The following is a 22,880-nucleotide window of genomic DNA, read 5'->3' on the forward strand; positions in this document are numbered from 1 at the left end:
TTTCACCGAGAAAAGAGGACAAGGTCCCGAGATCCGGTGCCGGTTTCACGGCCGGAACCGGTAGCCCATGCCGGGTTCGGTGATCAGGTGGCGGGGCCGGGCCGGGTCGGTTTCGAGTTTGCGGCGCAGCCGGGCCATGTACTGGCGCAGGTAGCTGCTCTCGTTGCGGTACTCGGGTCCCCACACCTCGCGCAGCAGGGCCTGCTGGCTGACGAGTTTGCCGGGGTGGCGCAGCAGATGGTCGAGCAGCTGCCACTCGGTGGGGGTGAGCCGCACGTCGGCGCCGGGGCCGGTGACCTCGCGGGCGGCGAGGTCGACGGTGTACTCGCCGATGAGGACCCGTGGGCCGGTGTCGTCGGCCGGCTGGGCCCGGCGGGTGACGGCCCGGATCCGGGCGAGGAGTTCGTCGATGCCGAAGGGTTTGGTGATGTAGTCGTCGGCGCCGGCGTCGAGGGCTTCGACCTTGTCGAGGCTGCCGGCCCGCCCGGAGAGCACGATGATCGGCACGGTGGTCCAGCCACGCAGGCCACGGACCACCTCGGTGCCGTCCATGTCGGGCAGGCCGAGGTCGAGGACGACGAGGTCGGGGTGGTGCCGGGCGGCGTGGTGCAGGGCCGAGGTGGCGTCGGGTGCGGTGTCGACGGTGTATCCGCGGGCCTTGAGGTTGATGCGCAGGGCCCGCACGATCTGCGGTTCGTCGTCGACGACGAGGACGCGGGTCACGCCGGGCCGCCCGCGGGCAGGGCGAGGATCATGGTGAGTCCGCCTCCGGGGGTCTCGTCGGGGGTGAGGGTGCCGCCCATGGCCTCGGTGAGTCCGCGTGACAGGGCCAGGCCGAGGCCCACCCCGGTGTGGTTGTCGCGGTCGCCGAGGCGCTGGAAGGGCAGGAAGACGTCGTCCCACCGGTCGTGCGGGATGCCGGGGCCCTGGTCGATGACACGGAGTTCGACGGTGTCGCCGTGGCTGCTGCCGGTGATGACGGGTGGATGTCCGGGCGGGCTGTAGCGCAGGGCGTTGCTGATCAGGTTGACCAGGACCCGTTCGAGGAGTCCGGGGTCGGCGCGCAGGGTGGGCAGGTCGTCGGGGACGTGCACGCTGATCTGCCGGCCTGCGGGGCCGATGTCGTCGAGGGCGAGCGGGAGGACTTCTTCGGCGCCGATGTCGATGACGGCGATGCCGAGGGCACCGGTTTGCAGGCGGCTCATGTCGAGGAGGTTGGCCACCAGCCGGTCGAGGCGGCCCAGCGATTCGTCGGTGGTGGCCAGGAGTTCCTCGCGGTCCTCGTCGTCGAGTTCGATGTCGCGGCTGCGCAGGCCGGCGACGGCTGCGGTGGCGGCGGCCAACGGCGTACGCAGGTCGTGGCTGACCGCGGCGAGCAGGGCGGTGCGCAGCTTGTTGGCCTCGGCGAGGGGTTTGGCGGTGGCGGCCTCGGTGGCGAGGCGTTCCTGTTTGAGCGCGACGGCGGCTTGGGCGGCGAAGGCTTCGACGATGCGCCGGTCGGCGGCCTCCAGGGCGTGCCCGCGCAGCAGGACGGTCAGGTCGTCGCCGGCTTTGACCTCGTCGTCGGCGTCGGCGGGCCGCGTGCAGGCCGGGTGGCCGACGGCGGCGACGACGGTGCCGTCGTCGAGCAGGGTGACCGAGTCGAGGGCGAAGGTCTCGCGGAGCCGGTCGAGCAGGGCGATCAGGGGGCGTTCGCCGCGCAGGACGCTGCCGGCGACGGTGGCCAGGGTCTGTGCGTCGGCGGAGGCCCGTGCCGCCTGGCGGGTCTTGCGGGCGGCGGTGTCGACGACCCAGCTGACGGCGACGGCGACGGTCACGAAGATCGCCAGGGCGAGGAGGTTCTCGACCTCGGCGATGGTGAACCGGCCGTACGGCGGGGTGAAGAACCAGTTCAGCAGCAGGGACCCGCCGACGGCGGCGAGCAGGGCCGGCCAGAGTCCGCCGATCAGGGCGACGCCGACGACCGCGACGAGGCACAGCAGGATGTCGTTGGTGAGCGACAGGTGCGGGCCGGCTTTGAGTCCCGCGACCAGCAGTGGCAGGCCGATCAGTGCGGTGAGGAACCCGGCGGTACGGCGGCCGCGGGAGAGGGCCTCCGGGATCGGGCCCCGTCGGCGGCCCTGACCGGCGCGTTCGTGGGTGACCAGGTGCACGTCGATGGAGCCGGACCGGGCGATCGTGGTGACGCCGACGCCGGCGGAGAACAGTTGCGCGAAGCGGCCGCGGCTGGAGGCACCGAGCACGATCTGGGTGGCGTTGGCGCCGCGGGCGAAGTCGAGCAGCGCCTGTGGGATGTCGGTGCCGATGACCTGGTGGTAGCTGCCGCCGAGGCTCTCCACCAGGACGCGCTGGCGGGCGAGGGCGGCCGGGTCGGCACCGGCCAGGCCGTCGCTGCGGGCCACGTGCACGGCCATGAGATCGGCGCCTTTGGTACGGGCGGCGATGCGCGACGCCCGGCGGATGAGGGTGTCGCCCTCCCGTCCGCCGGTCAGGGCGACCACGACCCGTTCCCGGGTCTCCCAGGTGGAGTCGATGGCGTGGTCGGCGCGGTACTTGTCGAGCTGGTCCTCGACCGTGTCTGCGAGCCACAGCAGGGCGAGTTCCCGCAGGGCGGTGAGGTTGCCGGTACGGAAGTAGTTGCCGAGGGCGGCGTCGATCTTCTCGGGGCGGTAGATGTTGCCGTGTGCCATCCGGCGGCGCAGCGCCTCGGGCGTCATGTCGACGAGTTCGACCTGCTCGGCGGCACGGACGATCGCGTCGGGCACGGTCTCGCGTTGTTCGGCGCCGGTGATTCGGGCGACGACGTCGTTGAGTGACTCCAGGTGCTGGATGTTGACGGTGGTGAGCACGCTGATGCCGGCGTCGAGGAGTTCCTCGACGTCCTGCCAGCGTTTGGCGTTGCGGGAGCCGGGGACGTTGGTGTGGGCCAGCTCGTCGACGACGGCGATCTCGGGGCGGCGCCGCAGGACGGCGTCGAGGTCCATCTCGGTGAACGCGGCCCCGCGGTAGGTCATCTCGCGGCGGGGTATCAGTTCGAGGTCACCGAGCATGGCGGCGGTGTGCTTGCGCCCGTGGGTCTCGACCAGGGCGACCACCACGTCGGTGCCGCGTTCGGCACGGCGGTGGGCTTCTTCGAGCATGGTGTACGTCTTGCCGACACCCGGTGCCGCGCCGAGGTGGATCCGCAGTTCACCGCGAGGCATGTAGGACCACTCTTCCGCTCGTGGGGAGCCGGCCGGCCCGGGAGCACGGGTCCCGGGCCGGCCGCGTCCGGTCACCTGCCGTCCAGCGCCAGGTTGAGTTCGAGGACGTTGACGCCCGGCTCGCCGAGGAAGCCTAGGGCACGTCCGGTGGTGTGTTCGGCGATCAGCGCACGCACCCGGCCCGGGTCGAGGCCCCGTTCCCGGGCGATCCGGGGAACCTGCAGGTCGGCGTAGGCGGGACTGATGTCCGGGTCGAGGCCGCTGCCGCTGGCGGTGACCGCGTCGGCCGGCACCACCGGATCGGCGGGTGCGTCCCCGCGGACCGGGGTGATCACCGCGCCGAGGGCCCGGTAGTCCTGCCCGGTCTGCGCGGGTTCCACGGTGACGCCCTGGTAGGTGGCCAGGAACGGGGTGCCGGTCTGGTTGACCGAGACGACCCGGGTGACCGGCCCGGTGAACCCGTGCTCGCGGAAGACCGCGAGGACCGCGCCGACGCCGTCGGTGGTGCAGTAGGGCCGGCGGCCGTCGACACCTTCGAGCTCGCCGACGGCGAGGCTGCGGGCGCAGACCTGGGTGAGCAGGCTCGCCCGGCCGGGTGTGTCGACGACGTCCTCCGGGCCGAGGTTGCTGGCCGCGGTCGCGGTGGGGTCGTAGCCGTCACCGGCCGCCGACGGGCGGGACTGGAAATATCCGGGGACCGGATCGCCGTCGGCGCCGGTGAAGGACTGGCCGATCAGGGTGCTGCCGACCGGTGTCATCGACCCGGTGGCCTTGTCGGACAGTCCGGGGATCCGGCCGGCGCCGACGAGCAGCAGCGGGTAGGCCAGGCCGAGGACGACGGTGAGGACGAGCAGCGCACGCAGCGCGGCGAGATGCTGGGCGAGCCAGGCGGGAAGTCGCATTCTGATCAGATCCCGGGGATGAACTGGAGGAGCAGGTCGATGAGTTTGATGCCGAGGAACGGGGCGATCACGCCGCCGAGCCCGTAGATCAGCAGGTTGCGGCCGAGCAGCTGACTCGCCGACGAGGGCCGGTACCGGACGCCGCGCAGGGCCAGCGGGATCAGGAAGACGATCACGATGGCGTTGAACACGACGGCGGACAGGATCGCCGAGCCGGGCGAGTGCAGCCGCATGACGTTGAGGGTGTCCAGGCCCGGGTAGACGGCCGCGAACATGGCCGGGATGATCGCGAAGTACTTGGCGACGTCGTTGGCGATGGAGAACGTCGTCAGCGCGCCGCGGGTGATCAGAAGCTGCTTGCCGATCTCGACGATCTCGATGAGTTTCGTCGGGTCGGAGTCGAGGTCGACCATGTTCCCGGCCTCTTTGGCGGCCGAGGTCCCGGTGTTCATGGCGACGCCGACGTCGGCCTGTGCGAGGGCGGGCGCGTCGTTCGTACCGTCCCCGGTCATGGCGACCAGCCGGCCGCCCTGCTGTTCGCGCCGGATGAGGGCGAGTTTGTCCTCCGGGGTGGCCTCGGCGAGGAAGTCGTCGACGCCGGCCTCGGCGGCGATCGCTGCGGCCGTCCGCGGGTTGTCGCCGGTGATCATGATGGTGCGGATGCCCATCCGCCGCATCTCGGCGAACCGCTCGCGCATCCCCGGCTTGACCACGTCCTTGAGGTGGATCACCCCGAGTACCTGATCGTTGTCGGCCACCACCAGGGGTGTGCCGCCGGAGCCGCTGATCGCGTCGACGATCTCGCCGACCTGCTCGGGCGGATGCCCGCCGTTGGCCCGGACCCATTTGATCACCGAGGCGGCGGCGCCCTTGCGGATCCTCCGGTCGCCCAGATCGACGCCGCTCATCCGGGTCTGCGCGGTGAACGGCACGAACGTCGCGTCGCTCATCCGGCCCGGTTCGCGTTCCGGCAGCCCGTACTCGGTCCCGGCCAGCGCCACCACCGACCGTCCCTCGGGCGTCTCGTCGGCGAGACTGGCGAGCTGTGCGGCCTCGGCGAGAGCCGGACGATCCACACCATCCAGCGGTACGAACTCCGCCGCCTGCCGATTCCCGAAAGTGATCGTCCCCGTCTTGTCCAGCAGGAGCGTGCTGACGTCGCCGGCCGCCTCGACCGCCCGGCCGCTCATCGCCAGGACGTTGCGCTGCACCAGCCGGTCCATGCCCGCGATGCCGATCGCCGACAGCAGCGCACCGATCGTCGTCGGGATGAGGCAGACCAGCAGCGACACGAGCACGATGCCGGTGACGCCGTTGCCGTCGATCGCCGCGGTGTCCGGCGCCGCCGCCTGGAACGCCTTCGAGTAGATCGCCAGCGGCTGCAGCGTGACGACGGCCAGCAGGAAGATGATCGTCAGCGCGGCGAGCAGGATGTTGAGCGCGATCTCGTTCGGGGTCTTCTGCCGGTTCGCGCCCTCGACCAGGGCGATCATCCGGTCGACGAAGCTCTCGCCGGGCTTCTGGGTGATCCGCACGACGATCCGGTCGGACAGCACCTTCGTGCCGCCGGTGACCGCCGACCGGTCGCCGCCGGACTCGCGGATCACCGGCGCCGACTCACCGGTGATGGCCGACTCGTCGACGCTGGCGATGCCCTCGACGACGTCACCGTCGCCCGGGATGATCTGCCCTGCCTCGACCACGACGACGTCGCCGCGCTGGAGTGCGGTCGCCGGCAGGTCCCGGCCGTCCTCGAGGTGCGCGACGGTGTCCTGTTTCGCCGACCGCAGGGCGGCGGCCTGTGCTTTGCCGCGGCCCTCGGCGACGGCTTCGGCCAGGTTCGCGAAGAGGACGGTCAGCCACAGCCAGATCGTGACCGCCCAGGCGAACAGGCTCGGGTCGGCGATCGACAGGACGGTGGTGAAGACGGCGCCGACCTCGACGATGAACATCACCGGGTTGCACCACATGACGCGCGGGTCGAGTTTGCGCACGGCGCCGGGCAGTGCCGAGCCGAACTGGCGGCGGTCGGCGAGACCGGCCCGGATCGGTGCGGTGGCCTGCGGTCTGTCGAGAAGTGGGGTGGTCATGCGAGGCCCTCCGCGAGGGGTCCGAGAGCGAGTGCGGGCAGGAAGGTGAGGGCGACCAGGACCACTGTCACGCCGGCGACCATGCCGACGAACAGGGGCCGGTGGGTGGGCAGGGTGCCCGCGGAGGCGGGGACCGGCTGCTGGCCGGCGAGTGATCCGGCGAGCGCGAGGACGAGGACCACCGGCAGGAACCGGCCGAGCAGCATGGCCAGTCCGAGTGCGGTGTCCCACCAGGGCGTGTTCACCGTGATGCCGGCGAACGCGGAGCCGTTGTTGTTGCCGGCGCTGGTGAACGCGTACAACACCTCGGAGAGTCCGTGCGGACCGGCGTTGAGCGCGGTGGCGGCGTTGCCCGTCGCGAACGCCGCGGCCGTTCCGGTGAGCACGATCAGCGGCGTGACCAGGAAGTAGAGCGATGCCAGCTTGATCTCGCGGGCGCGGATCTTCTTGCCGAGGTACTCCGGGGTGCGCCCGACCATCAGCCCGGCCACGAAGACCGTGATGATCGCCAGGATCAGCATGCCGTAGAGGCCGGAGCCGACACCGCCGGGTGCGACCTCGCCGAGCATCATGTTGACCATCGGCATCATGCCGCCGAGCGCGGTGTACGAGTCGTGGAACGAGTTGACCGCTCCGGTCGAGGTCAGCGTCGTCGCTGCCGCGAAGGTGGCCGAGTTCGCGACGCCGAAACGGGTCTCCTTGCCCTCCATCGCCGCGCCGACCGCCTGCGGGACCGTGCCGGCGCCGTGCGTCTCGAAACCGACGGTCAGGGCGATGCTGCCGAGCGCGAGGATCGCCATGACCGCGGCGATCGCGTAGCCCTGCCGGTTCTGTCCGACCATCCGGCCGAAGACGCGGGGCAGGCTGAACGGGATCAGCAGGATCAGGACGACCTGGAGCCAGTTCGTCCAGGCCGACGGGTTCTCGAATGGGTGGGCCGAGTTGGCGTTGTAGAAGCCGCCACCGTTGGTACCCAGTTCCTTGATGGCCTCCTGGGAGGCGACCGGGCCGCCGGTGATGTGCTGCGCACCGCCGGTCAGGGTGGTCACGTCCACTCCCCCGGACAGGTTCTGCACCACTCCGCCGACCATCAGAACCAGCGCGAACAGCACCGACAACGGCAGCAGGATCCGCAGCGTGACACGGGTCAGGTCGACCCAGAAGTTGCCCAGTGTCTCGGCCCGGCCGGCGGCGAACCCGCGGATCAGCGCCACCGCCACGGCGATGCCGACGCTCGCCGAGACGAAGTTCTGCACCGCGAGGCCGGCCATCTGCACCAGGTGGCCCATCGTGGACTCACCGGAGTAGGCCTGCCAGTTCGTGTTGGTCACGAAGCTGACCGCGGTGTTCCACGCGATGTGGCTGTCGACGGCGGGCAGCCCGAGCGACAGCCACAGCCGGTCCTGCAGCCGCAGGAAGGCGTAGAGGAAGAGGATCGAGACGGCGGAGAACGCGAGGACGCTGCGGGCGTAGACACCCCAGGTCTGTCCGGTGGCCGCGTCGACGCCGACCAGCCGGTAGACGCCGCGTTCCACCAGGCTGTGCCGGGTCCCGGTCACCACCCGGTACATGTGGTCGCCGAAGGGCCGGTAGGCGGCCGCGACGGCGGCGACCAGGGTCAGTACGAAGAGCCAGCCGGACATCAGAATTTCTCCGGGAAGAGCAGGGCGGCCACCAGGAAGGCGGCCAGGAGCACGGCCAGGATCAGGCCGATGGTGTTGACGGCGTTCATCCGCGTTCGACCGCCTTGATCAGCACGGTCAGCGCTGCGAACAGCACCGCCGTGAGCAGGACGAACAGAAGATCAGCCACGGAGGACTCCCAGGGTGGTTCGGATGTTGCTCCGCCAGGAAAGCTCGCCGTGGCGCGGCTGGAAACGGTTGTTCACGCGATCCGTACGCCGCCCGCGGTTTTGTTAACGCTTTTTTGACGCCCATCGACGGGCACCCCTCGGTGGCCTCCCCGATCATGGGAGGGACCACCGGAACCATCAGAGAAGTGAGCCATGGCGACCACCGACGACACGCCGTCCGCCTACGCGATCCCCGCGGTCGTGGACACCCCGGCCCAGCGCCCGCAGCGCGGCGGAACCCTGGCGACATGGCTGCTCAAGCACCGGGTCCAGCCGGTCGGCCCGGCCGCCGGCGAGGCACACGCCGAACAGCACGCCTGGTGGAAGGTGATGTGCCTGACCGGCGTCGACTACTTCTCCAGCCTCGCCTACGTGCCCGCGATCGCGGCCGCAGCCGCCGGCGCCGTGTCGCCGCTGGCCACCCTGCTGATCGTTGCGCTGACCCTGCTCGGCATGCTGCCGATGTACCGGCGGGTCGCCAAGGAGAGCCCGCACGGCGCAGGTTCGGTGGCCATGCTCGAACGGCTGCTGCCGTTCTGGCGCGGCAAGGTCTTCGTGCTCGTCCTGCTCGGCTTCGTGGCCACCTCGTGGATCATCACGATCACGCTGTCGGCGGCCGACGCGAGCCTGCACGTGCTGGAGAACCCGCACGCCCCGCAGTTCCTGCACGGCCACGCCGTCACGCTGACCGTCATCCTGCTCCTGCTTCTGGGCGGGGTGTTCCTGCTCGGTTTCAGCGAGGCCGTCAGCGTCGCGATCCCCCTGGTCGCGGTGTTCCTCGGCCTCAACGCGATCATCATCGCCGCCGGTGTGGCCGAGATCGTCACGACGCCGGGCGCCTGGTCGGCGTGGACCACGGCGCTCACCGAGGGCGGTGGCGGCGCCGGGGGCCTGCTCGTGCCCGCGGTGCTCGCCTTCCCGATGCTGGTGCTGGGCCTGTCCGGGTTCGAGACCGGTGTCAGCATGATGCCGCTGGTCGCCGCGACCGGCAGCGACGAGCGGGAGCGGCTGCGCTCGCGCATCCACAACACCCGCAAGCTGCTCACCGGTGCCGCGCTGGTGATGAGCGTCTACCTGCTCGCCAGCAGTCTGGTCACCACCGTGCTGATCCCCGCCGAGGAGTTCGCCGAGGGCGGTGCCGCCAACGGCCGGGCCCTGGCCTGGCTGGCCCACGAACACCTCGGTGAGGTCTTCGGCACCGTCTACGACATCAGCACCGTGCTCATCCTGTGGTTCGCCGGGGCGTCGGCGATGGCCGGGCTGGTCAACATCGTTCCCCGCTATCTGCCCGGTTACGGCATGGCTCCGGAGTGGGGCCGTGCGGTCCGGCCGGTCGTGCTCGTCTACACCGTCATCAGTGTGGTCCTCACCATCGCCTTCGACGCCGACGTCGACGCCCAGGCCGGCGCCTACGCCACCGGCATTCTGGCGATGATGGTCTCCGGTGCGTTCGCCGTCACCGTCACCGCCTTCCGGGCCGGGCAGCCGCTGGCCGGCAGCGGTTTCGGGCTGCTGACCGCGATCCTGTCCTACGCCCTGGTCGAGAACGTCATCGACAAGCCCGACGGCCTGGCCATCTCGGCCATGTTCATCGCCGGCATCATCGTCGTCTCGCTGATCTCCCGTGTGTCGCGGACCACCGAGCTGCGTGCCGACCGCATCGAGTTCGACGACGCCGCCCGCCGCTTCATCACCGACACCATCGCCTACGACGGCCGGATCAACCTGATCGCCAACCGTCGCCAGGCCGGCGACGCCGCCGAGTACGCCGCCAAGGAACGCGAGCAGCGCGGCGACAATCCGGTGCCCGGCACCGCCGACGTGATCTTCCTGGAGATCGACGTCGTCGATCCGTCCGCGTTCAGTGACACCCTCACCGTCCACGGTGTCGAGGTCGACGGCCACCGGATCCTGCGGGCGGACGCACCCGCCGCACCGAACGCCATCGCCGCGATCCTGCTGGCCCTGCGCGACACCACCGGGGTACGCCCGCACTGCCACTTCGCCTGGGCCGAGGGCAGTCCGCTGGTCCACATGGTCCGCTACTTCCTGCTCGGCCGCGGCGACACGGCCCCCGTGGCTCGCGAGATCATCCGGGAACACGAGCCCGACCCGGACCGCCGTCCCGGCATCCACGTCGGGGCCTGAGCGGTCACCCCGTCAGCAGGCGGTCCTCCGTACCTTCCAGGTGCTTGGAACCCGCGCGGTCCGCCACCGTGGAGGCGCCTGAAGAGAGCGGCATGAGCCCGGTACGGCTGCCGGGCGCGTCCGTCCGAGCGCCGTTTCTAACGGTCGTTTCAGGTTCGCTCGGTATGAACTGGGCATCGCCGGGTGACGCGGGTCTCGACGCTGAAGGGCAGCCATTCGTGATTTCTGTGGTCGTGGTGGACGCCCAGCCGCTGCAGCGTCTCGGGTTTCGTGTGCTGCTGGAGTGCACCCCCGACACCGAGATGGTCGGCGAGGCGGGCACCGGCGCCGAGGCCGTCCGGCAGATCACCGAGCTGCGCCCCGACGTGGTGCTGATGGACATCCGTATGCCGGGCGTCGACGGGATCGAGGCGACCCGGCGCATCGTCGCGGCCGGTGGGCGCTCACGGATCCTGGTGCTGACGACGTTGGACGGGGAACGGCACGCGTTCGCCGCGCTGCGGGCCGGGGCGAGTGGTTTCCTGCTCAAGGACATCGGCCCGGAGGAGCTGCTCGCCGGTATCCGGGCCGTCGCCGCCGGGGACGCGGTGATCGCGCCGGCGGTGACTCGCCGGCTGCTCGACGCGTTCGCCGACCGGCTCGACGACGATCCCTGTGGACCCGTGCGCAGGGATCCCCGGCTGCGCGTCCTGACCGACCGCGAACGAGAGGTTCTCGTCGCGATCGGTCAGGGCCTCACCAACGGTGAGATCGCGCAACGGTTCACGCTGTCGGAGTCGACGGTGAAGACCCACGTCGGGCGGGTTCTCGCCAAGATCGGCGCACGGGACCGGATCCAGGCCGTCATCCTCGCCTACGACCTGAGACTCACCCGGCCGGTTCAGCACTTGCTCAGTACTAGCGGGGGGCGACCGTCATGATGCCGATGCACATCTCGTCGCTGGTGCCGTCGCCCCACACCACGTAGCGCGGCGGCAGCTTCTTCAGTTGCGGCACCTGTTTGCGCAGGCCCGCGTCGTGCGTGCACGTCACCCTCAGCGTGTCTCCCGGACCGACGTCCACCGGCGCCGGCAGTCGTACCAGCCGCTGGTTGTCGAAGTCGAACTGCGGCACGTCCAGCAGGATCGCGGCCTTCGGTGTCCCCGGGTTGAGCTCGACCTTCAAGGCTCGCCCGAGCATGTGCATGTGGCCGAAACCGGCGAACAGCGTCATCGGCGCCTCCACCTCGTGGTCGCAGGTCTGGACGTCACCGGGCTTCGGCGCGCTCTGGCCGCATTCCTCCACCTGACGGTCCGCCATTTCACCGACATCCGCTCCGAACCGCTTGGTCACGTCCGCGATCGAGGCCGCCCGGTCACAGAGCGGACCCGACTCGTCGGCGGAGCAGGGCAGGTCGGTCGGCGCGTCGACCGACAACGTCTCGAGTTCGCGGGTCTTCGGTGTGCCGTCCGTCAGGCGCAGCCGCACCGCTGAGCGGTCCGGCCCGGCCGGTTTGCCGTCGGTCGCCAGCAGGTTGTAGTGGATCTGCAGGACGAGCAGGCCGCCCGGTTCCAGCTTGAAGCCGGCGTCGTGGTCGAGCAGCGTCTCCGTGGCGCCCGGAGCCCACGTGTCCACCCACGCCGCCTCCCCCTCTTCGACCTCGGCACCCTTCACACCGGTCCCCCCGAAGCACTGCCAGCCGACGCCAGGGGTCTTCTCGTCCTGCTCACGCACTGCGGCAGCGCCGGCCGGCGGCACCGCGTACACGATGGCGTGGTGCGCGATGGCGACGTTCTCCGGTGTGAACTGGGTCCCGGTCAGGAACGCCGCCTTGCTCAGGGCCGGGTCGATCATCTGGCACCGGTACTCGTCCGTGCCGCCGCCCTCCGGCGGCACGGGCGTATAGGCCTCGGCCATCCTCAGGTCGACGAACCGTTCGCCGGCGCGCAGCGGCTGTGGTGGGGCCGACGATCCGCCCGCGTGAGCGCTGTGCGGGCCGGCCGGGGCCGGCGCCGCATTCTTGTCGGCGTCCGACCCGCAGGCGGCGACGGCGAGCGCCGTCACCAGCGCCGTGGCGGCCGCCCCGAATGTCCGCAGTGGGTTATCAGGTTTCGTCATGACTCGAAAGCTAGGTCCGATTCCGTGCTGTTTCGTCGTACCGCGGTCCTCATTCCCGTGAGACGGGCGGTACCGCGGTACCACTGGCCGGAGCGCCGTATTAATGGTCGTCTCAGATTCACTCGATACGAATTCGGCCTCGGACAAGCGATGCAACGCGTATGTAGGAGGCTTTCGATGTCAGTCGACGCAGCATCACCCAGGAAAACGCCGCCGGGTCGGTTGGCCGGCCGGTGGGTGCCATGGCTGGTGATCGGCTTGTGGCTGGCGCTGGCGGCGGTCATGGTGCCGTTGAGCGGAAAGTTGAGCTCGGTCACCACCGACAAGGCCGTCGACACCCTGCCGGCCGGCGCCGAGTCCACCAAGGTGGCCGTGCTGGAGGACAGTCTCCCCGGCGGTGAGGACAACACGTTCCTCTTCGTGTACCACCGCGCCGGCGGCATGACCGACGCCGACCGCACGACGGTCGAGCGCCACTACGACACCCTTGCCAAGCGGTACCCGCCGCAGACGACGGCCGGCGAGGACGACGACGGCTCGGCGACAAGGCTCTCCACCGAGGGCAAGGCGATGATGTTCACCCTCGACGTGAGCACGGCCTACGGCGCACCGGAGGCCATCGTCGGCCCGTTGCGTGACGCCGCGAAGGACCGCCCTGCCGGCCTGGAACTCGACGTGACCGGCCCGGCCGCGATCGACGGCGACATGGACGCCGTCTTCGACGGCATCGACCTGCAGGTCTTCCTCACCACGGTCCTCGTCGTCACGGTCCTGCTCATCCTCACCTACCGCAGCCCGGTGTTGTGGCTCGTCCCGCTGGTGGCCGTGGGCGCGGCCGCACTGACCGCGATGGCGACCGTCTACCTGCTCGTCAAGGGCTTCGGCATCGTGGTCAACGACCAGAACTCGGCGCTGCTGACGATCCTGGTGTTCGGCGTCGGCACGGACTACGCGCTGTTGCTCATCGCTCGTTATCGGGAGACGCTGCACCACTACGAGAACGTCCAGGTCGCGATGGTCCACGCGCTGCGTGGCGCGGCGCCGGCCATTGTCGCGTCCGCGGCCACCGTGGTCGCCGGCCTGCTCTGCCTGCTCGTCGCGGACCTGAACAGCACCAGCGGGCTGGGCCCGATCGGTGCCGCCGGCATCCTGTGCGCGCTGGTGGCCATGCTGACGCTGTTCCCGGCGGTGCTCGTGGTGCTCGGCAGGCGGGTCTTCTGGCCGGCCATCCCGCGGTTCAGCACGACCGTGCAGGACGAGCCGGGGCGGTGGGGGCGGCTCGGTACCGCCGTCAGCCGCCGACGGTGGGTGGCCACTCTCGGCTCGCTCGGAGTCCTCGGCGTGCTCGCCATGGGTCTGACGGGTAACACCGGCGCCCTGCGGGAGCAGGACCAGTTCCTGTCCGCGCCGGAGTCGGTCACCGGGTTCACCGTTCTGCGCCAGCACTTCCCGGAACTCGGCGGCCAGCCGATGACGATCTATACGCGGCCGGCGTACCAGGAGCAGGTGGTCGACATCGTCGAGCGCACTCCGGGCGTGGCCGAGGCGGTCCCGGGCCAGACGGTCGGAGGCTGGGCCGACATCTCCGTGTTTCCGGCCGACGCGCCGGACACCGCCGCGGAGTACGACACGATCAAGCGGGTGCGCACCGCCGTGCACGCGGTGAGCGGGGCGGAGGCGATCGTCGGCGGGCCGAGCGCGGAGAACCTCGACACCGAGGTGACCACCAGCCGCGACGAGAAACGGGTGATCCCGCTGGTGCTCGCCGTCGTCCTGATCGTCCTCGGGCTGCTGTTGCGGGCGATCGTGGCCCCGCTGGTCCTGATGGCGACGGTGATCGTCTCGTTCGCGGCGGCCTTCGGCGGCAGCGTGTTCGTCTTCGACACGATCCTCGGGTTCAAAGGTGTCGACTATTCGGTGCCGCTGCTGGCATTCCTGTTCCTGGTGGCGCTCGGCGTCGACTACAACATCTTCCTGGCCAGCCGGGCTCGGGAGGAGACCGCGCGTCTCGGCACCCGAGAGGGCATGCTGAAGGCCCTGTCGGCCACCGGTGGCGTCATCACCTCGGCAGGGCTGGTCCTGGCGGCCACGTTCGCGGTCCTCACCACACTTCCGCTGGTGATGCTGGTCGAGGTCGGGTTCCTGGTCGCCTTCGGCGTGCTGCTCGACGCCCTGCTGGTCCGGTCGGTGCTGGTGCCCGCCCTCACCCTCCTTATCGGCCGGCGGATCTGGTGGCCGAGCCGGTTGTCGCGTCCGGCGGCAGGGCCGGCGATCGATCGGCACACGCTCGCCGAGGAGCAGGAGCCCGCGCTGCAACGGTGAGCGCGGTGGTACGGACACGGGACGGGCGGGCTGCCCGTCCCGTGTCGTTTCGCGGGCCTGACTGCCGCCGCCGTCTGGTCCTGCGCAACGCGCCGGGCCGCGGCACCGCGGTGTCGTGCCCGAAGGTGGCCGTCTTTGTCTGGCGCGGCACCGCGGGGACGGGGTCAGTGCGCCGCGGTGTGCTCCCCGGCGGCGCGCGGGGCCGCGGCCGGAAGGTCGACCCTCAGCAGCGCGCCCCCTCGTGTGGAACGGGCGACAGCGGTCCGGCCGCCGTGGGCGTCGACGACCCGCTGCACGATCGACAGCCCCAGACCGGATCCCGGCAGCCCCCGGGCGCTGTCAGCACGGTAGAACCGGTCGAACACCCGCGGTACGTCGACCGCGTTGATGCCCGGCCCGGCGTCGTCGACCTCGATCACCGCCGTCGCGCCCTCGGCCCGGAGCCGGACCTGGACCGGCTGGTCCTCGGGGGACCACTTGCCGGCGTTGTCGATGAGGTTGAGCACCGCCCGCTGAAGCGCAGCGGGACGCCCGCTCACCCACACGGAGGTCACGTCGAGCGCTACCTCGATGTCAGGCGCGCGGGAACGCGCCCGGGCTGCGGCGGCCACCATCACGTCGGCGAGGTCGAGCAGCTCGGTGCTCTCGTCGCTGACGTCACCGCGCGCCACCTCGGTCAGCTCGGCGGCAAGGGTGCTCAACTCGGCCACCTGGGCGCCGAGATCGTTGAGCAACCGGGTACGGCTCTCCGCCGGGAGTGCGGTGTCCAGAGTGCCCCGCCGATCGAGCCGGATCAGCAGCTCGATGTTGAGACGCAGGCTGGTGAGCGGGGTTTTGAGCTCGTGGGCGGCGTCCTCGGCGAGCAGCCGCTGGGCCTGCCGGGAGTCCCGGAGTGCGGCGAGCATCCCGTTGATCGACTGGATCAGCCTGCGGATCTCCCCACCGCCCTCGTCCGGAATGTCGGCGTCGAGAACCCGGGTGTGCGCGACACGTACCGCTGCGGCGGTCAGCCGGTCGATCGGTGCCAGCCCGGCCCGCGCCACGGTCCGCCCGACAAGGGCGCCGCCGACCACGCAGAACAGCCCGATCAGCAACATCCCGAACCCGAACTGGTTGATCGGACTGTCGTCGGCGACGCGGGCCACCTGGACCGCGCCGTCGCCCGCCCGCAGCGTATGGATGAGGTAGCCGTCGTCGTCGCTGTCGTTCGACTCCATCAGGTCGGCCGCCGCACCCCGCGCTACGCGCCTGGCGTCTTCGCTGACGGGCGGCAGCGCGGGCTGGCCGACCGGCGTCCGGGTCGAGCCGTCGGGCAGGATGACCCGTACCAGCCGGCCGGACCCGGGATACGGCGGTAGCTGGACCTGCGCCACACCGGCGTGCTCCGCGTTCGTCGCCAGGATTCGGGAGTCGGCGCGCAGCTGATCCTCGGCCGTGTCCCGCAGCTCCCCGTCCATCAACTCGCTGGCCACCTGGAAGGCCACGAAGACGCTGACCGCGATGGCTGTCGCCGCGATCACCGTCAGCCTGGTCCGCAGGGACCGGCCGCGCCACCATCGGGTCAGCCGGAGCGGCTCCCGGCCGGCGGGCCTGCTCACGGAGGAGTCTCCCGCAACGTGTATCCCAGGCCGCGCAGCGTGTAGATCAAACGCGGCTCACCCTCGGCCTCCATCTTGCGGCGCAGGTAGCTCACGTACACCTGGAGGTTGTTGGCGGTGGTGCTCATGTCGAAACCCCAGATCGCCTCGAACAGCGCGTCGCGGGTCAAGACCCGGGTCGCGTTGCGCACGAGAACCTCCAGCAGGGAGAACTCGGTCCGGGTCAAACGCAGCGGCCGCCCGCCACGCCACGCCTCGAACCTGTCGGGATCGACCCGGACGTCGGCGAACGACAGGATCTGCGACTCCCCGTCGGCCGGCGTGCGCCGGCGCAGCAGGGCCCGCACCCGGGCCAGCAACTCCTCGGTGGCGAACGGTTTGGGCAGGTAGTCATCGGCGCCGGCATCAAGCCCCGCGACCCGGTCGGAGACCTGGTCGCGGGCGGTCAGCATCAGCACCGGCAGATCCCGGCCCGCGGCCCGCAACCGCCGGCAGGCCTCCAACCCGCCGAGGCGAGGCATCATCACATCGAGGATCAGCAGATCCAGCGCGTCACCGCCCGCCCCACCGACTCTGTCGAGCACGGCGAGACCGTTGGCGACGGTGACCGTGTCGTAACCCTCGACCTGAAGCACCCGCTCCAGCGACTCACGGATCGCCCCGTCATCATCCGCGATCAGGATCCGCACGCCGGCACGCCCCCTTCCAGTCGATGCTTTGCCGCTCATCCTTCCCGATCAACCTGAAGCCAGGATTAGAACCGTCGCCTCTGTGGTGGCCGCGGGCCGTGCTCTCAAGGTTTTCCGAGCCGCCGGCACGCCAGACGCGCTATCAGGCCCGTCAACGCTGAGGGCAAGCCGCCGGTTTCACGGGCTGATGCGAATCGGTTGCTGCCCGGACTCGGCTCCAGGCGTTTCCCGCCAAAGACGCCGGGTATGCCGCCATCCCTGGACCGGGGAACGCCAACTGCGGCTCCGCATCGGATCCCTGGCGGACAGCACGCGTTCATCGTCCGGGTGGCGAGTCGCAGACAGTCGGATAAGGGGATCGCATGCGCAGTGACTACGACGTCATCGTGATCGGCGGTGGCGCCGCCGGGCTCAGCGGTGCCCTGACGTTGGCCCGGGCACGACGGTCAGTCGTGGTCGTCGATGCCGGGGCGCCACGCAACGCGGCCGCCCACCGTGTGCATGGCCTGTTGGGGTTGGACGGCATCGCGCCGGCTGAATTGCTCGAACGCGGCCGCAACGAGGTCCGGGCGTACGGTGGTGAGGTCGTTCGCGGCGAGGTGGACGCGGTCACCGCGGCCGCCGGGGGGTTCGACGTCCGGCTCACCGACGGCCGTCGGGCTGCGGCGCGTCGGGTCCTCGTCGCCAGCGGACTCGTGGATGAGCTGCCGGAGGTCGCGGGCGTGCGGGAGCGGTGGGGACGCGACGTCATCCACTGCCCGTACTGCCACGGCTGGGAGATCAGCGGCATGCCCGTCGGGGTGCTGGCGACCGAGGCGGTCTCGGCGGTCGAAGAGGCGCTGCTGTTTCGGCAGTGGAGCGACGACATCGTCCTGTTCACCCACACCGGTCCGGCACCCACCGCGCAGGACACTGAGCGGCTCAACGCCCGCGGCGTCCGGGTCCAGGCGGGCGAAGTGTCGGCGTTGGAGGTCGCCGGCGACCAGCTCGCCGGGGTGCGGATGGGTGACGGCACCGTCGTCGGCCGGGCCGTCTTGGTGGTGTCACCCCGCCTGGTCGTGGCGGCGCGGTTCCTGCGGCCGTTGGGCCTGACGCCGTGCGAGGAGGAGTTCGGTACGGGCGAGTGCTTCCGGGTGGATGCCACCGGCCAGAGCGCGGTCGCAGGGGTATGGATGGCGGGCAACGTCGCGGACACGGCTGCCCAGGTGGGGACTGCGGCCGCCGCGGGAGCGACGGCCGCCGCGCACATCAACACCGACCTCGTGGAGGAAGACACCGCGCGTGCGGTCCACGCTGCGCGGCGTGTCCACGACAAGGTGTCCTGATCCAGGCGCGTACGGGAACCGCAGCCGGGGACGTTTCCCGCGGTCAGACCCATCCGATGATCCCTCGGCTCCGAATCACTGCGACGGCATCGGGCGCGACGAGGGATGGTTTGTCGATGGTGGGACGCGGCATGGGCCGCCGGGCGGAGCATCTGACCCCGGTTCCGGGTCAGGGATCAACGGGGCCGGTGGATGCGAACGACCTGTTGCAGGCGGTCGGCCGCGGCGACGAGGAAGCGTTCGCCCGGCTCTACGATCTGGTGACGCCTCGGGTGTACGGGCTGATCCGGCGGGTGTTACGGGATCCGGCGCAGGCCGAGGAGGTGGCCCAGGAGGTGCTGATCGAGGTGTGGCGCACCGCGGCCCGCTTCGATCGGGCCAATGGGTCGGCGAGCTCGTGGGTCTTCACGATCGCCCATCGGCGGGCCGTCGATCGGGTCCGGGCCGAGCAGGCGTCGGCCGACCGGGCGGTGCGGGCGGGGGCGGCGGCGATCGAGACCCCGTACGACGAGGTCGCCGATGAGGTCGCCGGGCGACTGGAGCGCCAGCAGGTGCGGCACTGCCTGGACGATCTGACCGAGCTGCAGCGGCAGGTGGTCACCATGGCCTACTACCAGGGGCAGTCGTACCCACAGGTCGCGGAGTTGCTGAAGACGCCGCTGGGCACGGTGAAGACGCGGATGCGCGACGGTTTGATCCGGTTGCGTGACTGCCTGGGTGCGGAGGTGACGGCGTGACCGCGGACATTCACTCGCTGGTCGGCGCGTACGTGCTGGACGCGGTGGACGATCGGGAACGGGCCGCCGTCGACCGTCACCTGCGGGAGTGTGACGCCTGCCGGACGGAGGCCGCCGAGTTGCGGGAGGCCACCGCGCGGCTGGCCGACGGCGCCTGGTCGGTGCCGCCGCCGCGGCTGCGCGACAACGTCCTGGCCGCGGTCGCCACCACCCGCCAGTTGCCGCTGGAGATTCCCCACCGGTCGCGGCGGCCGGTGCGGTCGCGGTGGGTCGCCGCGGCCGCCGCGGTGGTCGCCGCCGTCGGGGCGGGCACGACCGTCTTCGTCGTTCAGGAGCAGCGGGTACGCACGGAGCGCACCGTGGCCGAGGCGGCGCGCGCGCAGGAGGCACAGGTCCGCGGCATCCTGGCCGCTCCCGATGTGGTGTTGCGGGACCAGCCGCTGGCCGACGGCGGCAAGGTGACCGTGGCGTTCTCCCGGCTGCGGGACTCCGGCGTGATCATGATGGCCGCGGACGCCGCACCTGCGGACGGCCGGGTGTTCCAGCTGTGGACGGTCCGGGCCGGGACTCCGGTGTCCGAACAGGTGCTGGCCGTCGGCCAGACCACGGCCGTGAAGGTCGTCGCGGGCATGTCGTCGGCGGCGGTCGTCGGTGTCTCGGTGGAGCCGGCCGGTGGGTCGCCGGCGCCGACGCGTCTGGTGGCCGATGTGAAAACAGTCTGAGGTTCCACCAATCCGGCGCACGGTTCGCTCCGAATCACGGGTGAAGGTCCCGAAATGAGAGGAACGCATCATGCGCGCAACGAAGTTCACTGCCCTGGCTGCCACGACGGTCTTCGCGATCTCCCTGGCGGCCTGCGGCGGTGAATCCGGCGACAGCAGCGGCGACACCGGCGCCGCGGCCCCGATGCCGACCACCGCGGCGACCAGCACGGCCCCGAGCATGGCTCCCAGCATGGGAACCAGCATGGGAACCAGCATGGGAACCAGCATGGTCAACTTCGGACCGGGCTGTGCCGCGGTGCCGGCCGACCCGGCCAATGCGGGCAGTTTCGAGGCGATGGGCAAGGTTCCGGTGGCCACCGCGGCCTCCGGTAACCCGCTGCTGTCCACGCTGGTCACGGCGGTGAAGAAGGCCGGCCTGGTGGACTCGCTGAACTCCGCCGACGGCATCACCGTGTTCGCGCCGACCAACGACGCGTTCGCCGAGATCCCCAAGGCCGACCTGGACAAGGTGCTGGCCGACAAGAAGACGCTGACCAGCGTCCTGACCTACCACGTGGTGCCGGGCAAGCTGACCCCGCAGGATCTGGCCGGCACCCACAAGACGCTGCAGGGTGCCGAGGTGACGGTCACCGGCAGCGGTGAGAAGTTCGAGGTCGGTGGCACCGCGTCGGTGATCTGCGGCAACGTGCAGACGGCGAACGCCAACGTCTACATCATCGACTCCGTGCTGATGCCGAAGAGCTGATGGGACACCGTCTGCGCGGGGCGATCTGCGGGATCGTCGCGGCGGGCACCGGGGTCGCGGTCGCGGAACTTCTCGCGGCCGCGGCCCGGCCCGCGGCGCGACCGCTGGTCGCGGTGGGTGGGGCGGTCATCGACGCCACACCGACCACGATCAAGGAATTGGCGGTACGGGAACTGGGCACCAGTGACAAGCCGGTGCTGCTGGCCGTGATCGCCGTAGTGCTGATCACGCTCGCCGCGGTCACCGGTGTCGTGGCGACCCGGCGGCGGGCGGCGATCCCGGCCGGCGCCGGACTGCTGGGGCTGGCCGGTGCGGTGGCGGCGCTGTCCCGGCCGGCCGCGTCCGTGGTCGACGCGGTTCCTTCGCTGCTCGGGGCGGTGGTGGCCGGACTGGCGCTGTGGTGGCTGCTCCGCGACCGCCGGGGTGCGGCTCCGGCCGTACCCGAGAAGGTTGTTGATCGTCGTCTTGTTCTTCGGCTGTCGCTGCTGGCAGCCGGCGCCGGGATGGCAGAGGCCGGCGCCCTGACCGTTTCAGGTCAGCGTCAGAACGCTGCGGGACGGTCCCGGGAGGCGCTCAGGCTGCCGGCCGCAGCCGATCCGGCCGCGCCACTGCCGTCCGGGGCCGGGCCGGAGTTCACCACGCCGAACGGTGCGTTCTACCGGGTCGACACCGCCTTGACCGTGCCGCGGATCGACCCGGCCACCTGGTCACTGCGCGTGCACGGGATGGTCGACCGGGAACTCGAACTGTCGCTGGCCGATCTGCTGCGCCGGCCGCTGATCGAACGCGACATCACCCTCAACTGTGTGTCCAACGAGGTGGGCGGCCCCTACATCGGCACCGCCCGGTGGCTCGGGGTGCCCCTCACGGCGCTGCTGAAAGAGGCCGGAGTGCAGGCCGGGGCGGATCAGATCGTCGCCCGGTCGGTCGAGGGGATGACGATCGGCACCCCGGTCGCGACCGCCCTCGACGGCCGCGACACGATGCTCGCGGTCGGGATGAACGGCGAGCCGCTACCTCTGGACCACGGCTTCCCGGTGCGGATGCTGACGCCCGGCCTGTACGGGTACGCGGGCGCCTGCAAATGGGTGACCGAGCTGGAGTTGACCACTTTCGATCGCTTCGACGCCTACTGGGTCGAACGGGGCTGGGGCCGGCAGGGCACGGTGAAGACCGCGTCACGCATCGACAGACCGCAACCGTTCGCCCGCCTGACAGCCGGAACGGTGACCGTCGCGGGTGTCGCCTGGGCCCAGCGGCGCGGCATCGACGCCGTCGAGATCAGCGTCGACGGCGGCCCGTGGAAGCCGGCCGAACTGCTGCCCACCGCCTCGACCGACACCTGGACCCAGTGGCGTTTCCGCTGGCCGGCCGGCAGCGGACCGCACTCGCTGGCGGTCCGGGCCACCGATCGCGCCGGTGCGGTCCAGCCCGAGACGCGGGCCACGCCGTTCCCGGACGGCGCGACCGGATGGCACACGATCTCGGTGACCGTCGCCTGAGTGACCAATCCGCGGCCCGTACGGCTTCGAATCCCTGCACGACGGGGTGGTCGATCGGCAGGGAGACGGGTGACGGCGTGGAACCGGACAACGACAACGCTACCGGGGAGCGGGCACGCGATCTGGTGGTGGCCGACCGGTACCGGCTGATCGCCCTGGCCGGGGCCGGGGGCATGGGCCGGGTGTGGCGCGCTCACGACGATCTGCTGGATCGGGAGGTGGCGGTCAAGGAGGTGCTGGCGCCGGACGGCCTGCCGTACATGGATCGCACCGAGATCCTGCGCAACACGGTCCGGGAGGCCCGGGCCGCGGCCCGTCTCGATCATCCCAACGTCATCCGGGTCTTCGACGTGGTCCGCGCGGCCGGCCGGTCCTGGATCGTCATGGAGTACGTGTCGTCCCGGTCGTTGTACGACATCGTGACCCGCGACGGGCCGCTGGCCCACCGGCATGCGGCCCGGATCGGGTTGACGCTGCTGGACGCGCTGGACGCCGCGCACCGCGCCGGTGTGCTGCATCGTGACGTCAAACCGTCCAACGTGCTGATCGCCGAGGACGGCCGGGTGGTGCTCACCGACTTCGGGCTGGCCACCATGGTCGCCGTCCCGGCCGGGCGGGATGAGCCGCTGCTGGGTTCCCCGCGTTACATCGCCCCGGAACGGCTGCGTGACGGCGTGTCCAGCCGGGAGGCCGATCTGTGGTCGCTGGGCGCCACCCTCTACCTGTCGGTGGAGGGCCGCCCGCCGTACGCCCGGCCCAAGGTCGCCGATTCTCTGACGGCCCTGCTGAGCGAGGCCCCTGATCCGCCGCAGCGCCCGGGCCCGCTGCACACCGTCATCGCCGGACTGCTGGTCGCCGACCCGCAGCAGCGGCTGACCGCGGACGCCGCCCGGTCGGCGCTGCGGGACCTGACCCGGCGGGCCCTCGGCGGCCACGCGGTGCCGG

General features: G+C 71.0%; 18 protein-coding genes. 9 read left to right on the forward strand and 9 right to left on the reverse strand.

Annotated features, from left to right (window positions below):
- Positions 1-45: 45 nt before the first annotated feature.
- The 6 genes from ACFO0C_RS33775 to kdpF all read right to left on the reverse strand — a co-directional run bounded on the left by ACFO0C_RS33775 (position 46) and on the right by kdpF (position 7,927).
- The gene (locus ACFO0C_RS33775; protein WP_378070817.1) at positions 46-723 is read right to left on the reverse strand and encodes a response regulator; all 678 of its coding nucleotides are present in this window, start codon (positions 721-723) and stop codon (positions 46-48) included.
- The gene (locus tag ACFO0C_RS33780; protein ID WP_378070818.1) at positions 720-3,203 is read right to left on the reverse strand and encodes a DUF4118 domain-containing protein; all 2,484 of its coding nucleotides are present in this window, start codon (positions 3,201-3,203) and stop codon (positions 720-722) included. The genes ACFO0C_RS33775 and ACFO0C_RS33780 overlap by 4 nt, the downstream gene beginning before the upstream one ends.
- Before the next feature lie 71 nt (positions 3,204-3,274).
- On the reverse strand, positions 3,275-4,105 hold the full coding sequence (locus ACFO0C_RS33785) for a potassium-transporting ATPase subunit C (protein WP_378070819.1): 831 nt from the start codon (positions 4,103-4,105) through the stop codon (positions 3,275-3,277).
- A 5-nt stretch (positions 4,106-4,110) separates the two neighbouring features.
- Complete coding sequence (gene kdpB / locus ACFO0C_RS33790; protein WP_378070820.1) at positions 4,111-6,195, reverse strand: potassium-transporting ATPase subunit KdpB; 2,085 nt, start codon at positions 6,193-6,195, stop codon at positions 4,111-4,113.
- Positions 6,192-7,838, reverse strand: a complete 1,647-nt coding sequence (gene kdpA / locus ACFO0C_RS33795) for a potassium-transporting ATPase subunit KdpA (protein WP_378070821.1) — start codon at positions 7,836-7,838, stop codon at positions 6,192-6,194. The genes kdpB and kdpA overlap by 4 nt, the downstream gene beginning before the upstream one ends.
- Positions 7,838-7,927 carry a K(+)-transporting ATPase subunit F gene (kdpF, locus tag ACFO0C_RS33800; RefSeq protein ID WP_378070822.1) on the reverse strand — a complete coding sequence of 30 codons (90 nt, stop codon included), beginning with the start codon at positions 7,925-7,927 and terminating at the stop codon, positions 7,838-7,840. The genes kdpA and kdpF overlap by 1 nt, the downstream gene beginning before the upstream one ends.
- Before the next feature lie 273 nt (positions 7,928-8,200).
- Between kdpF and ACFO0C_RS33805 the strand changes: the two genes are divergently transcribed.
- On the forward strand, positions 8,201-10,195 hold the full coding sequence (locus ACFO0C_RS33805) for an amino acid transporter (protein WP_378070823.1): 1,995 nt from the start codon (positions 8,201-8,203) through the stop codon (positions 10,193-10,195).
- A gap of 218 nt (positions 10,196-10,413) precedes the next feature.
- The gene (locus tag ACFO0C_RS33810) at positions 10,414-11,115 is read left to right on the forward strand and encodes a response regulator (RefSeq protein ID WP_378070824.1); all 702 of its coding nucleotides are present in this window, start codon (positions 10,414-10,416) and stop codon (positions 11,113-11,115) included.
- Here ACFO0C_RS33810 and ACFO0C_RS33815 read toward each other — a convergent pair.
- Entirely contained in the window at positions 11,093-12,292 is a 1,200-nt protein-coding gene (locus tag ACFO0C_RS33815; protein WP_378070825.1) for a monooxygenase, read from the reverse strand. The two genes, ACFO0C_RS33810 and ACFO0C_RS33815, sit on opposite strands and share 23 nt — an antisense overlap.
- 249 nt (positions 12,293-12,541) lie before the next feature.
- Between ACFO0C_RS33815 and ACFO0C_RS33820 the strand changes: the two genes are divergently transcribed.
- A complete protein-coding gene (locus ACFO0C_RS33820; RefSeq protein ID WP_378070826.1) occupies positions 12,542-14,614 on the forward strand; it encodes an MMPL family transporter in 2,073 nt (690 codons plus the stop codon).
- Positions 14,615-14,778: 164 nt separating this feature from the next.
- On the opposite strand, the gene ACFO0C_RS33825 is transcribed toward ACFO0C_RS33820, so the two are convergent.
- Positions 14,779-16,212: a HAMP domain-containing sensor histidine kinase gene (locus ACFO0C_RS33825; RefSeq protein ID WP_378070827.1), complete on the reverse strand. Its 1,434-nt coding sequence runs from the start codon at positions 16,210-16,212 to the stop codon at positions 14,779-14,781.
- A complete protein-coding gene (locus tag ACFO0C_RS33830; RefSeq protein ID WP_449191455.1) occupies positions 16,209-16,940 on the reverse strand; it encodes a response regulator transcription factor in 732 nt (243 codons plus the stop codon). The genes ACFO0C_RS33825 and ACFO0C_RS33830 overlap by 4 nt, the downstream gene beginning before the upstream one ends.
- Positions 16,941-17,263: 323 nt before the next feature.
- On the opposite strand from ACFO0C_RS33830, the gene ACFO0C_RS33835 reads away from it, so the two are divergent.
- The 6 genes from ACFO0C_RS33835 to ACFO0C_RS33860 form a co-directional block, all read left to right on the forward strand.
- Positions 17,264-18,226: an NAD(P)/FAD-dependent oxidoreductase gene (locus tag ACFO0C_RS33835; protein ID WP_378070829.1), complete on the forward strand. Its 963-nt coding sequence runs from the start codon at positions 17,264-17,266 to the stop codon at positions 18,224-18,226.
- A gap of 116 nt (positions 18,227-18,342) precedes the next feature.
- Positions 18,343-18,963 (forward strand): ECF RNA polymerase sigma factor SigK, encoded by a 621-nt coding sequence (gene sigK / locus ACFO0C_RS33840; RefSeq protein WP_378070830.1) that lies wholly within the window; start codon positions 18,343-18,345, stop codon positions 18,961-18,963.
- On the forward strand, positions 18,960-19,685 hold the full coding sequence (locus ACFO0C_RS33845; protein WP_378070831.1) for an anti-sigma factor: 726 nt from the start codon (positions 18,960-18,962) through the stop codon (positions 19,683-19,685). Before sigK ends, ACFO0C_RS33845 begins: the two co-directional genes overlap by 4 nt.
- A gap of 70 nt (positions 19,686-19,755) precedes the next feature.
- Positions 19,756-20,433 (forward strand): fasciclin domain-containing protein, encoded by a 678-nt coding sequence (locus ACFO0C_RS33850; RefSeq protein ID WP_378070832.1) that lies wholly within the window; start codon positions 19,756-19,758, stop codon positions 20,431-20,433.
- Positions 20,433-21,935: a molybdopterin-dependent oxidoreductase gene (locus ACFO0C_RS33855; RefSeq protein WP_378070833.1), complete on the forward strand. Its 1,503-nt coding sequence runs from the start codon at positions 20,433-20,435 to the stop codon at positions 21,933-21,935. The genes ACFO0C_RS33850 and ACFO0C_RS33855 overlap by 1 nt, the downstream gene beginning before the upstream one ends.
- 77 nt (positions 21,936-22,012) lie before the next feature.
- On the forward strand, positions 22,013-22,880 hold an 868-nt coding region (locus ACFO0C_RS33860), incomplete at its 3' end, for a serine/threonine-protein kinase (RefSeq protein WP_378070834.1).

The organism is Actinoplanes subglobosus, from assembly GCF_042650585.1.
GTDB lineage: Bacteria > Actinomycetota > Actinomycetes > Mycobacteriales > Micromonosporaceae > Actinoplanes > Actinoplanes subglobosus.